Origin of the sequence: Mycobacterium colombiense (assembly GCF_001953985.1) — a bacterium.
GTDB classification, from domain to species: domain Bacteria; phylum Actinomycetota; class Actinomycetes; order Mycobacteriales; family Mycobacteriaceae; genus Mycobacterium; species Mycobacterium colombiense_B.
The window spans coordinates 1-13341 of the sequence record NZ_MBEI01000054.1; the positions used below are offsets into that span (position 1 = coordinate 1).

Consider the following 13341-nt stretch of genomic DNA (forward strand, 5'->3'; position numbering starts at 1 on the left):
GACACCAGGCCGGCGAGCACGCTGTCGTCGACCGCGCCCAACCACGGCTCCGCACCGGCCGCCCGTCCGCCGGCGCGCCACCGCCGCCACGCTTGGCGCCGCCGCCCGTCCCGGAGCAGGCGCCCCGGCACGGCGGTGACCCGCAGCAAGAGGGCCCCGATGGCACCGGAGAAGGCACCTCCACGGGCGGCCAGTCGGTGGCCGACCTGCTGGCCCGCCTGCAGGTGCAGCCCTCCGAGGGCGGCCGGCGTCGTCGCCGCGAGGGCTGAGCTGGGAGCTTCCTCACATTGGGTAATGCCTGGTAATCGACTACAGTCGTAGTGACCGAACGGTACCCACGAGGTGGGACCGGAACGAAACAAGATATCTGTGAGGTCGTCTGCGATGGTGCAGTTCGACGGTTTGCGCCCCGCTCGGCTCAAGGTGGGAATCATCTCGGCCGGCCGGGTCGGCACCGCCCTCGGTGTCGCGCTGGAGCGCGCGGACCATGTCGTGGTGGCGTGTAGCGCCATCTCCCACGCGTCGCGGCAGCGCGCGCAACGCCGGCTGCCCGATACGCCGGTGGCGACGCCGCCGGACGTGGCGGCCGGTGCCGAGCTGTTGTTGCTCGCGGTCCCCGACAGCGAGCTCGCCGGCCTGGTGTCCGGGTTGGCCGCGACGTCGGCGGTGCGGCCCGGAACCATCGTGGTGCACACGTCCGGCGCCAACGGGATCGGCATTCTCGAGCCGTTGGCCCAGGAAGGCTGCATCCCGCTGGCGATCCACCCGGCGATGACGTTCACCGGCTCCGACGAGGACCTCAGCCGGCTGTCGGGTTCCTGCTTCGGCGTCACCGCCGCCGACGAAATCGGCTACGCGATCGGGCAATCGCTGGTGCTGGAGATGGGTGGGGAACCGTTCTGCGTCGCCGAGGACGCCCGCGTGCTGTACCACGCCGCGCTGGCCCACGCCGGCAACCACATCGTGACCGTGCTCGCCGACGCGCTCGACGCGTTGCGCGCCGCGCTGCGCGGCAGCGAACTGCTCGGCCAACAATCCGTCGACGACCAGCCGGGCGGCATCGCCGAACGGATCATCGGGCCGCTGGCCAGGGCCGCGCTGGAGAACACCCTGCAACGCGGGCAGGCCGCGCTCACCGGTCCGGTCGCGCGTGGCGACGCGGCCGCTGTCGCGGGGCACCTGGCGGCGCTGGGCCAGGCCGGGCCGGAATTGGCGGAGGCGTACCGGGTGAACGCCCTGCGGACCGCCCAGCGCGCGCACGCCCCCAAGGACGTCGTGGAGGTGCTGGCGCCATGAGACCCGGCAAGCCACCGGCCTTCACGGCGGGCGACCTCAACGTCTACTCCGCCCCGCGCGATGTCGCCGACGTCAGCCGCGCCCTGCGCCACACCGGGCGCCGGGTGATGTTGGTGCCCACCATGGGCGCACTGCACGACGGGCACCTGGCGTTGGTGCGCGCGGCCAAGCGGGTGCCCGGCGCGGTGGTGGTGGTCTCGATCTTCGTCAACCCGCTGCAATTCGGCGCCGGCGAGGACCTCGACGCCTACCCGCGGACTTTGGACGACGACGTCGCACTGCTGCGCGAAGAGGGCGTCGAGATCGTCTTCACCCCGACGGCCGCCGCGATGTATCCCGACGGTCTGCGCACCACCGTGCAGCCGGGGCCGCTGGCCGCCGAGCTGGAGGGCGCCGTCCGGCCGACCCACTTCGCCGGGATGCTCACCGTCGTGTGCAAGCTGCTGCAGATCGTGCGCCCGGACCGGATCTTCTTCGGCGAGAAGGATTATCAGCAGCTGGTGATGGTCCGCCAGATGGTCGCCGACCTCAACATCGACGCGCAGGTGATCGGGGTGCCGACGGTCCGGGAATCCGACGGCTTGGCGATGTCGTCGCGCAACCGCTACCTGAACCCCACGCAACGCGAACTGGCCGTGACACTTTCGGCCGCGCTGACGGCCGGCGCGCACGCTGCGCACCACGGCGGCACGGCCGCGCTGGCCGCGGCGCGCGCGGTGCTCGACGCCGTGCCCGACCTCACCGTCGACTACCTCGAGTTGCGCGACGCCGGACTCGGCCCGGCGCCCGCCCACGGTTCGGCCCGCCTGCTGGTTGCGGCCCGGTTGGGCACCACCAGGCTGCTGGACAACATCGAAATGCAGATCGAAACACCCGCCGGCACCGCTGGGCCGGACGGACACCACGAATACGCCCAATCACCTTGGAGGAATTGATGTTACGGACGATGCTCAGGTCGAAGATCCACCGCGCCACCGTCACGCAGGCCGACCTGCACTACGTCGGCTCGGTGACCATCGACGCCGATCTGATGGACGCGGCGGACCTGCTCGAGGGCGAACAGGTCACCATCGTCGACATCGACAACGGCGCCCGGCTGGTCACCTACGCGATCACCGGCGAGCGCGGCAGCGGTGTGATCGGAATCAACGGTGCGGCAGCACATCTCGTCCACCCGGGCGACCTGGTGATCCTGATCGCCTACGGGACCATGGAAGAGGCGGAGGCGCGGGCGTACCAGCCGCGGATCGTCTTCGTCGACGCCGACAACAAGCCGATCGACCTCGGCAACGATCCGGCATTCGTGCCCGCCGACGCGGCCGAACTACTGGATCCCCGGATCGTTGCGCGGTAGCCGTGCTGCTCGCGATCGACGTCCGTAACACCCACACCGTCGTCGGGCTGATTTCGGGATCCAAGGAGCACGCAAACGTCGTGCAGCAGTGGCGGATTCGCACCGAAGCGGAGATCACCGCCGACGAATTGGCGCTCACCATCGACGGCCTCATCGGCGACGACTCCGAACGCCTCACCGGCGCCGCGGCGCTGTCCACCGTCCCCTCGGTGCTGCACGAGGTGCGGCTGATGCTCGACCAGTACTGGCCCTCGGTGCCCCACGTGCTGATCGAGCCCGGGGTGCGCACCGGCATCCCGCTGCTCGTCGACAACCCCAAGGAAGTCGGCGCCGACCGAATCGTCAACTGCCTGGCGGCCTTCCATCGATTCAACAGCCCCGCCATCGTCATCGACTTCGGATCCTCGATCTGCGTGGACGTCGTGTCGGCCAAGGGCGAATTCCTCGGCGGTGCGATCGCGCCCGGATTGCAGGTGTCCTCCGACGCCGCCGCGGCCCGCTCGGCCGCACTGCGCCGGGTGGAGCTGACCCGCCCCCGTTCGGTGGTCGGCAAGAACACCGTCGAGTGCATGCAGGCGGGCGCGGTGTTCGGTTTCGCCGGGCTGGTCGACGGTTTGGTCGGGCGCATCCGCGAGGACGTGGATGGCTTTGCCGGCGACGACGTCGCGATCATCGCCACCGGCCACACCGCGCCGCTGCTGCTGCCCGAGCTGCAGACCGTCAGCCACTACGACCAGCATCTGACCCTGAACGGGCTGCGGCTGATCTTCGAACGCAACCGCGACGCCCAGCGCGGCCGGCTGAAGCCGGCGCGCTGACACACCGGCTTCCCGCCGCAGCGCGCAGGCAAAGCCGTCGGCACGGCGTCAAAGCCCAGTCCTTTAAGCTGGCACGTCGTGAGTGCCGACGATCTGGATATTCCCGAGCAGTACCGAATTCGCCGCGATAAGCGCGCTCGGCTGCTCGCCGAGGGGCACGACCCCTACCCGGTCGCCGTCGAACGCACCCACACGCTGGCCCAGGTCCGTGCCGCCCATCCCGATCTGCCGGTCGACACCGCGACCGACGACCTCGTCGGCGTCGCCGGCCGGGTGATCTTTTCCCGCAACTCCGGCAAACTCTGCTTCGCCACGCTCCAGGAGGGCGACGGCGCCAGCCTGCAGGTGATGATCAGCCTCGACAAGGTCGGCCAGCAATCCCTCGACGCGTGGAAGACCGACGTCGACCTCGGCGACATCGTCTACGTGCACGGCAACGTGATCAGCTCACGGCGCGGCGAATTGTCCGTGCTGGCCGACTGCTGGCAGATGGCGTCCAAGTCGCTGCGTCCGCTGCCCGTCGCGCACAAGGACATGAGCGAAGAGGCGCGGGTGCGGCAGCGCTATGTCGACCTGATCGTGCGCCCGCAGGCACGCACCGTGGCGCGGCAGCGGATCGCCGTCATCCGCGCCATACGCAACGCATTGGAGCGGCGCGGGTTTCTCGAAGTCGAAACCCCAATGTTGCAGACGCTGGCCGGTGGCGCGCCGGCGCGGCCGTTCATCACGCATTCCAATGCACTAGACATCGATCTCTACTTGAGGATCGCGCCGGAACTGTTCCTCAAGCGGTGCGTGGTCGGTGGTTTCGACCGGGTTTTCGAACTAAATCGAGTGTTTCGAAACGAAGGTGCGGATTCCACGCATTCTCCGGAATTCTCCATGCTGGAGACCTACCAAGCATACGGAACGTATGACGATTCGGCAGTAGTGACCCGTGAGCTTATTCAAGAGGTGGCCGACGAGGCGATCGGAACGCGACAACTACCGCTGCCCGACGGCAGTGTCTACGACATAGACGGTGAATGGGCTTCGATACAAATGTACCCGTCACTGTCGTCGGCACTCGGTGAAGAGATCACGCCGGAGACGTCTGTCGAGCGGCTGCTCGCAATCGCCGATCGGCTCGGCGTCGAGATTCCCACCGACCGGGGCTATGGACACGGAAAAATCGTCGAGGAACTGTGGGAGCACACGGTGGGCAACGCGCTCGTCGCTCCCACGTTCGTGAGGGATTTCCCGGTCGAGACAACGCCTTTGACGCGTCAGCACCGCAGCATAGCGGGTGTCACCGAGAAGTGGGACCTGTATGTGCGTGGTGTCGAACTGGCGACCGGGTACTCCGAATTGAATGATCCCGTGGTGCAGCGCGAGAGGTTCGCCGCGCAAGCGCGTGCCGCCGCCGCGGGCGACGACGAAGCTATGGTGCTCGACGAGGATTTTCTTGCCGCACTCGAGTATGCGATGCCGCCATGTACCGGAACGGGAATGGGCATCGACAGGTTGTTGATGACATTGACCGGTCTGTCAATTCGCGAGACAGTTTTGTTCCCGATTGTTCGGCCGCAGTCGTAGTTGAAAGATTTCATCTGTGCGGCTTCCGTACAGATTGAGTATGCTTCGCTGTTATGGCAGATTGGTGCCGGGGGAGGTCCGATCCAATCTGCTCAGTAACCGCTCAGGACGAAATGCGAGGGTAAGCCAATGGCAAAAAAAGTGACCGTCACCTTGGTCGATGATTTCGACGGTGCCGGCGCGGCCGACGAAACGGTGGAATTCGGGCTTGACGGGGTGACCTACGAGATTGATCTTTCGTCCAAGAATGCCGCGAAACTGCGCGGGGATCTGAAGCAATGGGTGGAAGCCGGTCGCCGCGTCGGCGGCCGTCGCCGTGGACGTTCCGGCACGGGCCGCGGCCGTGGCGCGATCGACCGTGAGCAGAGCGCGGCCATCCGCGAATGGGCCCGCCGTAACGGGCACAACGTGTCGACCCGGGGCCGCATCCCGGCCGACGTGATCGACGCATTCCACGCGGCCACCTAGCAGTCCTCAAACCGGCGTCCGGGCTCCAAGCCCGGGCGCCGGTTTGTCGTTTCGCTGGACGCGAAACAATCGTCTGGCGGCTTGCGGAAACGAAATGGAAGTCCGCGACGTTTCTTCAGTTACGGCGCGCAACGCCGCTGGCGGTCGCAGGTGAGATTGGCGCGGGAAACAGCGAGTGGGTCCGTAGCGAAGAACGCACGGCAAGGTTAGGCCCGCCGGCAACGCGACCATTACAGTGGAGACAGGTACGCGATTCCGGCCACAGGGGACCGGCACTGGGCCGCCAACAGGTTTGTACCGATGTGAGGGAGAGCAGGTAACCCGATGTTTGAAAGATTTACCGACCGTGCCCGCAGGGTCGTCGTCCTGGCGCAAGAAGAGGCCCGGATGCTCAACCACAACTACATCGGCACCGAGCACATCCTGCTGGGTTTGATTCACGAGGGTGAAGGCGTCGCGGCGAAGTCGCTGGAGTCGCTGGGCATCTCGCTCGAGGGCGTTCGCAGCCAGGTCGAGGAGATCATCGGCCAGGGCCAGCAGGCCCCGTCGGGACACATTCCGTTCACGCCCCGCGCCAAGAAGGTTCTCGAGCTGAGCCTGCGCGAGGCGCTGCAGCTCGGCCACAACTACATCGGTACCGAGCACATTTTGCTGGGCCTGATCCGCGAGGGTGAGGGCGTGGCCGCGCAGGTGCTGGTGAAGCTGGGCGCCGAACTGACCCGGGTGCGTCAGCAGGTGATCCAGTTGCTGAGCGGCTACCAGGGCAAGGAGGCCGCGGAGGCCGGAACCGGTGGCCGCGGCGGCGAATCCGGTAGCCCGTCCACGTCGCTGGTGCTCGACCAGTTCGGCCGCAACCTGACGGCGGCCGCGATGGAAGGCAAGCTCGACCCGGTCATCGGCCGCGAGAAGGAAATCGAGCGGGTGATGCAGGTGCTGAGCCGGCGCACCAAGAACAACCCGGTGCTGATCGGCGAGCCCGGCGTCGGTAAGACCGCCGTGGTCGAGGGCCTGGCGCAGGCGATCGTGCACGGCCAGGTTCCCGAGACGCTCAAGGACAAGCAGCTCTACACGCTGGACCTGGGTTCGCTGGTGGCGGGCAGCCGCTACCGCGGTGACTTCGAGGAGCGCCTGAAGAAGGTGCTCAAGGAGATCAACACCCGAGGCGACATCATCCTGTTCATCGACGAGCTGCACACCCTTGTCGGTGCGGGCGCGGCCGAGGGCGCGATCGACGCCGCGAGCATCCTGAAGCCCAAGCTGGCCCGCGGCGAGCTGCAGACCATCGGTGCCACCACGCTCGACGAGTACCGCAAGTACATCGAGAAGGACGCCGCGCTGGAGCGCCGCTTCCAGCCGGTCCAGGTGGGCGAGCCGACGGTGGAGCACACCATCGAGATCCTCAAGGGTCTGCGCGACCGCTACGAGGCACACCACCGGGTGTCCATCACCGACGGCGCGATGGTGGCCGCGGCCACCCTGGCCGACCGCTACATCAACGACCGGTTCCTGCCCGACAAGGCGATCGACCTGATCGACGAGGCGGGCGCCCGGATGCGCATCCGGCGGATGACCGCGCCGCCAGATCTGCGCGAGTTCGACGAGAAGATCGCCGAGGCGCGCCGGGAGAAGGAATCGGCGATCGACGCTCAGGACTTCGAGAAGGCGGCCAGCCTGCGCGACCGCGAGAAGCAACTCGTGGGCCAGCGCGCCGAGCGTGAAAAGCAGTGGCGCTCAGGCGATCTCGATGTGGTTGCCGAGGTCGACGACGAGCAGATCGCCGAGGTGCTGGGCAACTGGACCGGCATCCCGGTGTTCAAGCTGACCGAGGCGGAGACCACCCGGCTGCTGCGCATGGAGGACGAGCTGCACAAGCGGATCATCGGCCAGGAGGACGCCGTCAAGGCCGTCTCCAAGGCGATCCGCCGCACCCGGGCGGGGCTGAAAGACCCCAAGCGCCCGTCGGGTTCGTTCATCTTCGCCGGCCCGTCCGGTGTCGGTAAGACCGAGCTGTCCAAGGCGCTGGCCAACTTCCTGTTCGGCGACGACGACGCGCTCATCCAGATCGACATGGGTGAGTTCCACGACCGGTTCACCGCGTCGCGGTTGTTCGGTGCCCCGCCGGGATACGTCGGCTACGAGGAGGGTGGCCAGCTCACCGAGAAGGTGCGGCGCAAGCCGTTCTCGGTGGTGCTGTTCGATGAGATCGAGAAGGCCCACCAGGAGATCTACAACAGCCTGTTGCAGGTCCTCGAGGACGGCCGGCTCACCGACGGTCAGGGCCGCACGGTCGACTTCAAGAACACCGTGCTGATCTTCACCTCGAACCTCGGTACGTCCGACATCTCCAAGCCGGTCGGCCTGGGCTTCACCCAGGGTGGCGGTGAGAACAACTACGAGCGGATGAAGCAGAAGGTCAATGACGAGCTGAAGAAGCACTTCCGCCCGGAGTTCCTCAACCGCATCGACGACATCATCGTCTTCCACCAGCTGACCAAGGACGAGATCATCCGGATGGTCGACCTGATGATCGAACGCGTCGGCAAGCAGCTCAAGTCCAAGGACATGGAGATGCAGCTGACCGACAAGGCCAAGGCGTTGCTGGCCAAGCGCGGCTTCGACCCGGTGCTGGGCGCCCGTCCGCTGCGGCGCACCATCCAGCGCGAGATCGAGGACCAGCTCTCCGAGAAGATCCTCTTCGAGGAGGTCGGTCCGGGCCAGGTCGTCACGGTCGACGTGGACAACTGGGACGGCGAAAGCGCCGGCGAGGACGCGAAGTTCACCTTCATCGGAACCCGCAAGCCGCCGGCCGAGCCGGACCTGGCGAAGGCCGGAGCGCACAGCGCCGGCGAACCGGGGCCGGACGCGCAGTAGCGACCAACAGGAAACGGGCGGTAGTCGATCTCGGACTACCGCCCGTTTTCGCTGCCCCCTACACTGACCGTTGTCATCGACGTGTAACGGAATCTGGTGAAAGTCCAGAACGGTCGCGCCACTGTCCAAAGTCAGACCCGAGACTCGTCACACCCAGCGGGGACGCGTTATCCCCAGAAGGAGTCGATTGTGTCCCACCCGCAGCTAACCGGCGGCCGCACCCGATCGGTTGACCTGTCCGCGGCACGCACCGCGCTCTGGTTCGCCGCGACCGTCTTCCTTGCGTTGCTGGCGCTGTACTTCGTCGGCGTCGACCAGGGGGCGGTCTCGCTGTTCGGCAGCGACTCGCACGTGCACGAGTTCGTGCACGACGCACGGCACCTCCTCGGCTTCCCCTGCCACTGAGCCGATCTCGTGGAGAAACGCCTGATCGGGGGCGGTCTTCTGGCGGGTGCTGTCGGCGCGGTGCTGGCGTTCGCCTTCGCCCGCCTGTGCGCCGAGCCCGTCATCGGCCGCGCGATCGCTTTTGAAGACGGCCGCACCGACGCCGAGAACGCGCACGGCGTGCACGAGCACGGCGCCGAGTTGTTCACCCGCGGCGTGCAGTCCGGCCCCGGGCTGGGATTCGGTGTGCTGATCTTCGGCCTCGCCATGGGCGCGCTGTTCGCCGTGCTGTTCGCCGTCGTCTATGCGCGGACGGAAACCGGTCAACCGCAAGCGCTTTCGCTGCTGTTGGCGGCAGGGGCCTTCGGGGCGGTGTACGTGGTGCCGTTCGTGAAGTATCCGCCCAACCCACCGGCGGTCGGACAGTCCGACACGATCGGGGCGCGCACCGGCTGGTACCTGATGATGGTGCTGGCGTCGGTGGCGCTGGCGATCGGCGCGGTCTGGCTGGCGCGGCGCTTCGCTCCCCGGGTCGGCGCGTGGAACGCGAGGCTGCTCGCGGCGGGCGCGTACCTGGTGGCGATCGTCGTGGTGGCGGTGCTGCTGCCGAGCGTGGACGAGACACCCGAACCGCTGCGCGACGCCGCGGGGACGATCATCTATCCGGGCTTTCCCGCCGACGACCTCTACGAGTTCAGGTTGCTGTCGCTGGCCACCCAGCTGGTGCTGTGGGCGGGCATCGGCCTGGTGTTCGCGACGATCAGTGGGCGGCTACTTTCGGTGCGGGCGCCGGGCGGGCGGGCGTCGAGCATCGCGGCGTGACCGAGGTCGCCCGGCTGACCCTGCTCTCGCATGGCATGACGGATGCTATGGCGGACGGGCGATTTCCCGCTGACGAACCGCTGAACGCGATCGGCCGGCGCCAGGCTGAGGCGATGGACGGCGTCGCCGGTGTTGCACAGCGCCGGCTCTGCGGACCCGAGCAGCGCACCCGGCAGACCGCGAAACTGCTTGGCCTGCAAGCCGAAAACGAGCCGCGGTTGGCCGACCTCGACTGCGGACGGTGGCGCGGCCGGGCGCCTGCGGGCCTGCCGCCCGGCGAACTCGAGGCGTGGCTGGGTCAACCGGGTGCCGCGCCACACGGCGGGGAGTCGATCGCCGACCTGATCTCGCGGGCTTCGCAGTGGCTGGAGTCGTTGACCGCCAACCCATTACGCACGGTAGCGGTGACGCATCCGGCGGTGATCCGCGCGGCGATCGTGGCGGCGCTTGATCTCGACCAGGCGTCGTTTTGGCGGATCGACGTCGAGCCGGTCACCCGGGTCGTCCTGCACTTCCGGGGCGGCCGTTGGACGCTGCGGTTGTGACCTCAGCGCGGGGCGATCAGCGCGAAGGCCTGCTTGGCGATCTTCAGCATCCAGCTGGTCACCGTCGGCCCGTGATCGCGCGGCCAGTTCAGCTGAAAGCTGACCACCCACGGCTGCCGCGTCTTGTCGACGGCATACCAGCTGAACGTCAGATCACCGGGCAGGCCACCGGCTTTCGCGCCGATATACGGCCACACGTTGCGGTCCAGCTGGATGCCCGCGACCGCGGAGAGGATGTCGCGAACCGGTGCGGCCTTGTCGACCGCGTCGGCCTGCAGCGCGGCGTGGACCCGGCAGATGTCCTCGGCGTTGCCGTACCACTCCGCGCCGTAGGAGGATGCCGGCGAGTGGGCCCTCATCGGATCCGGGTCATAGGACGTCGAATTCGCCTGCTCCAGCAGCTGCCCGCGGACTTGCGGCGATCCGTGTTCCCATTGGTCGCGCAGGTCGGGCCTGCCCCAACCGACCGAGAACAATTCGTACATGGTGGGGAACGGGGTCATGCTGGCGGGGTCGTGATGGCCCGCGGTGGCCAGCGCTTCCTCGATGGCGTGCGTGCCCATCCTCCCGATCAGCAGGTCGGTCGCCATGTTGTCACTGGTGGCGATCATCTTCTCGGCGGCGGTGCGCACCGAAACATGCGCTCCGGTAGGCAAAGCCAACCCCGACGAGCCGACGGCCCGGCTCTTGTCTGTGACGGTCAGCTGATCATCCCAGGACACCGTCCCGTTCTTGATCGCGCCGGCCAGCGCGTGCAACACGTACAGCTTGAAGATGGATGCCAGCGGCAAGGACTCGTGCGTGTTGGTGCCCGCCACCGGGTCGCAGTGCCCGTCGTCGACCTTGGCGACCTGATAGGAGTAGCGCGCGCCGGTCTTGCCCAGCACCGCGTCGATGTCGTGCCACGAATTGATCGTGGGCGCCTGCGTCTCGAGATCGAATCGGTCCACCGAGCCGGCGTCGTCGGTGTGAATCCGGATGTCCTGCCGGGCACCGTAGGACGAGGTCAGGTGCAGGGTCGCCACGCTCGCGCCGAGGTCGACGCCGTTGAGCGTGAACGGACGGTCCCACCACAGCGCCTCCATGGTGGTTTGCACCGACTCGACCTCGTCGGGTGCGGCCAGGGTGCCAACCCCGACCGGGCCGATGGGCCAGTCCGAGTTGAGCATGTCCAGCGTCTGCTGCGCCCGGATCCCGGGCGGGGTCCGGGTGTCGATCTGCCGTCCCGGATTCGCCGCGTTCGCCTGCGGGGAGGGGTTGGGGGCGCACCCGGGCGCCGATGTCACTACCAGTGCGGCGGCCGCGCTCAGCGTCAATGCGCGGCGCCAGGCCGACAGCCCGCTAGCCAGCCTGCTTGTTGCCGGCAACGTCCATCACAACCTCGAATTCCAGCAGCGAGGCCCCGGTCGCCACCGGCTTCGCCCGCTCACCGGAGTGCGCCTCGATCGCGGGCCCCTGCGCCCATGCCTGGAACGCCTCTTCGGACTCCCACTGGGTCACCACAAAGTAGCGGTTCTCGCCCTTGATGGGGCGGAGCAGCTGAAAGCCGAGGAAGCCGGGCTGGTTGTCGACGGCGTGAGCCCGGTGGGCGAACCGCTTCTCCAGCTCCGGGCCGGCGTCGGCGGGTACTTCGATTGCGTTGATCTTCACCACTGGCGACATGCCGCTAGGCTACCCCGCCCATCCCCATGCTCGAGCCGAGGGCGGTGCACGCAAGATGGTGCTATGCCCAGCCATCTGTTGACTTGCCACGGGGGAGACGGTGAGCCGCTGGTGCTGGTGCACGGCCTGATGGGAAGGGGGAGCACCTGGCCGCGCCAGCTGCCCTGGCTGACCCGGCTGGGCACCGTGTACAGCTACGACGCCCCGTGGCACCGGGGTCGCGACGTCGACGACCCGCACCCGATCAGCACCGAACGGTTCGTGGCCGATCTGGCCGACGCGGTGGGCTCGCTGGCGGTGCCGGCCCGGATGGTTGGGCATTCGATGGGAGCCCTGCACTCGTGGTGTTTGGCGGCCGAGCGCCCCGAACTGGTTTCCGCCCTGGTGATCGAGGACATGGCGCCGGACTTCCGCGGTCGCACCACCGGCCCCTGGGAACCGTGGCTGCATGCCCTTCCGGTCGAATTCGATTCGGCCGAGCAGGTTTTCGCCGAATTCGGGCCCGTCGCCGGCCAGTATTTCCTGGAGGCCTTCGACCGCACCGAAACCGGTTGGCGGTTGCACGGTCACACCGCGCGCTGGATCGAGATCGCCGCCGAGTGGGGCACCCGGGACTACTGGACGCAGTGGCGCGCGGTGCGCGCCCCCGCGCTGCTCATCGAGGCCGGCAACTCGGTGACCCCGCCGGGGCAGATGCGGAAGATGGCCGAAACCAATTGCACGACAACGTATTTACGGGCGCCGGACGCCGGTCACCTGATTCACGACGAGGCGCCCCGGCTGTACCGCGAGGCGGTCGAGTCGTTTCTGGGGACGCCGCACCCGCCGGCCTGACCGCTACTCCTCGCCCGCCAGCGCGAACCGGCCGTCGCGCGTCTGCGTCACCAACCCGTCGGCCAGCAGCGAATACAGCGCGCGGTCGCGCTGCGCGGTATCGGTCAGCCAGGCCACGTCGAGCTCGGCGCGGGGCACCGGAGAGTGGTTGGCGCGCAACACATCCATCAGCCGCCCGCGGACCTGACGGTCGGTTCCGGCGTAGGTCTGAACGCGGCGGGCCGGGCCCTGCGCGGGCGGATGGCCGGCGTCTCGCCACGCGCAGCGGCCCAGCGGGCACAGCCCGCAGCGCGGCGCGCGCGCCGTACACACCGTCGCGCCCAGTTCCATCAGCGCGATGGAGAACTTCGGTGCCGTTCCGTCGGCGGGCAGCAGCGCCGACACGTCGGCGTGGTCGCGCGTCGCCGACGGCGCGCCCGCGTCGGCCAGGCCGTGCACCACGCGCGCCACCACCCGGCGCACGTTGGTGTCGACCACCGGTACCGACTGGCCGTAGGCGAAGCAGGCGATGGCGCGGGCGGTGTAGCTGCCGACACCAGGCAGCGTCAGCAGGGTGTCGACGTCGTCGGGCACGACGTCGCCGTGATCGCGCGCGCTCACGACGGCGCACTCGTGCAACCGCTTGGCCCGGCGCGGATAGCCGAGCTTGCCCCAGGCGCGCAGCACGTCGGCGGCGCTTGCCGCCGCCGTGGCCGCCGGGGTAGGCCAGCGC

Annotated in this window: 14 protein-coding genes and 1 pseudogene; 12 read left to right on the forward strand and 3 right to left on the reverse strand. The window is 68.2% G+C overall.

All coding sequences use genetic code 11. The features are described from left to right. From A5732_RS15460 to A5732_RS15510, 11 genes and pseudogenes are all read left to right on the forward strand, one after another. Nucleotides 1-269: pseudogene (locus A5732_RS15460) on the forward strand (DUF6779 domain-containing protein); the annotation flags it as partial. A gap of 115 nt (nucleotides 270-384) precedes the next feature. Continuing rightward, a complete protein-coding gene (locus A5732_RS15465; protein ID WP_076102692.1) occupies nucleotides 385-1296 on the forward strand; it encodes a Rossmann-like and DUF2520 domain-containing protein in 912 nt (303 codons plus the stop codon). Beyond that, nucleotides 1293-2231 (forward strand): pantoate--beta-alanine ligase, encoded by a 939-nt coding sequence (gene panC, locus A5732_RS15470; protein WP_076051547.1) that lies wholly within the window; start codon nucleotides 1293-1295, stop codon nucleotides 2229-2231. Before A5732_RS15465 ends, panC begins: the two co-directional genes overlap by 4 nt. Continuing rightward, nucleotides 2231-2650 (forward strand): aspartate 1-decarboxylase, encoded by a 420-nt coding sequence (panD, locus tag A5732_RS15475; RefSeq protein WP_007772317.1) that lies wholly within the window; start codon nucleotides 2231-2233, stop codon nucleotides 2648-2650. The genes panC and panD overlap by 1 nt, the downstream gene beginning before the upstream one ends. A gap of 2 nt (nucleotides 2651-2652) precedes the next feature. Then, complete coding sequence (locus A5732_RS15480; protein ID WP_076051548.1) at nucleotides 2653-3468, forward strand: type III pantothenate kinase; 816 nt, start codon at nucleotides 2653-2655, stop codon at nucleotides 3466-3468. Nucleotides 3469-3546: 78 nt separating this feature from the next. Beyond that, the gene (gene lysS, locus A5732_RS15485) at nucleotides 3547-5043 is read left to right on the forward strand and encodes a lysine--tRNA ligase (protein WP_076102693.1); all 1497 of its coding nucleotides are present in this window, start codon (nucleotides 3547-3549) and stop codon (nucleotides 5041-5043) included. A 129-nt stretch (nucleotides 5044-5172) separates the two neighbouring features. After that, on the forward strand, nucleotides 5173-5511 hold the full coding sequence (gene lsr2, locus A5732_RS15490; RefSeq protein ID WP_007772320.1) for a histone-like nucleoid-structuring protein Lsr2: 339 nt from the start codon (nucleotides 5173-5175) through the stop codon (nucleotides 5509-5511). Nucleotides 5512-5835: 324 nt separating this feature from the next. Further along, nucleotides 5836-8382 (forward strand): ATP-dependent protease ATP-binding subunit ClpC, encoded by a 2547-nt coding sequence (clpC1, locus tag A5732_RS15495; protein ID WP_064950518.1) that lies wholly within the window; start codon nucleotides 5836-5838, stop codon nucleotides 8380-8382. Nucleotides 8383-8571: 189 nt separating this feature from the next. After that, nucleotides 8572-8787, forward strand: a complete 216-nt coding sequence (locus tag A5732_RS15500) for a CbtB domain-containing protein (protein WP_064950519.1) — start codon at nucleotides 8572-8574, stop codon at nucleotides 8785-8787. Nucleotides 8788-8796: 9 nt separating this feature from the next. Beyond that, the gene (locus A5732_RS15505) at nucleotides 8797-9588 is read left to right on the forward strand and encodes a CbtA family protein (protein ID WP_076051551.1); all 792 of its coding nucleotides are present in this window, start codon (nucleotides 8797-8799) and stop codon (nucleotides 9586-9588) included. Then, entirely contained in the window at nucleotides 9585-10133 is a 549-nt protein-coding gene (locus A5732_RS15510) for a histidine phosphatase family protein (protein ID WP_076102694.1), read from the forward strand. The genes A5732_RS15505 and A5732_RS15510 overlap by 4 nt, the downstream gene beginning before the upstream one ends. Before the next feature lie 2 nt (nucleotides 10134-10135). On the opposite strand, the gene A5732_RS15515 is transcribed toward A5732_RS15510, so the two are convergent. After that, nucleotides 10136-11500, reverse strand: coding sequence for a serine hydrolase (locus A5732_RS15515; RefSeq protein WP_076102695.1), 1365 nt, complete (start codon nucleotides 11498-11500; stop codon nucleotides 10136-10138). Continuing rightward, a complete protein-coding gene (gene mhuD / locus A5732_RS15520) occupies nucleotides 11475-11795 on the reverse strand; it encodes a mycobilin-forming heme oxygenase MhuD (RefSeq protein WP_007772332.1) in 321 nt (106 codons plus the stop codon). Before mhuD ends, A5732_RS15515 begins: the two co-directional genes overlap by 26 nt. Nucleotides 11796-11858: 63 nt before the next feature. Between mhuD and A5732_RS15525 the strand changes: the two genes are divergently transcribed. Next, nucleotides 11859-12629 carry an alpha/beta fold hydrolase gene (locus A5732_RS15525; protein WP_076051554.1) on the forward strand — a complete coding sequence of 257 codons (771 nt, stop codon included), beginning with the start codon at nucleotides 11859-11861 and terminating at the stop codon, nucleotides 12627-12629. Nucleotides 12630-12632: 3 nt separating this feature from the next. Here the strand turns inward: A5732_RS15525 and A5732_RS15530 are convergent. Beyond that, on the reverse strand, nucleotides 12633-13341 hold a 709-nt coding region (locus A5732_RS15530), incomplete at its 5' end, for an adenine glycosylase (RefSeq protein WP_076102696.1).

Excerpts from the sequence above, each read along its gene's own strand:
- A5732_RS15465 (WP_076102692.1), top strand. The coding sequence starts at position 385 with ATGGTGCAGTTCGACGGTTTGCGCCCCGCTCGGCTCAAGGTGGGAATC.
- panC (WP_076051547.1), top strand. The coding sequence starts at position 1,293 with ATGAGACCCGGCAAGCCACCGGCCTTCACGGCGGGCGACCTCAACGTC.
- panD (WP_007772317.1), top strand. The coding sequence starts at position 2,231 with ATGTTACGGACGATGCTCAGGTCGAAGATCCACCGCGCCACCGTCACG.
- lsr2 (WP_007772320.1), top strand. The coding sequence starts at position 5,173 with ATGGCAAAAAAAGTGACCGTCACCTTGGTCGATGATTTCGACGGTGCC.
- clpC1 (WP_064950518.1), top strand. The coding sequence starts at position 5,836 with ATGTTTGAAAGATTTACCGACCGTGCCCGCAGGGTCGTCGTCCTGGCG.
- mhuD (WP_007772332.1), bottom strand. The coding sequence starts at position 11,795 with ATGTCGCCAGTGGTGAAGATCAACGCAATCGAAGTACCCGCCGACGCC.
- A5732_RS15525 (WP_076051554.1), top strand. The coding sequence starts at position 11,859 with ATGCCCAGCCATCTGTTGACTTGCCACGGGGGAGACGGTGAGCCGCTG.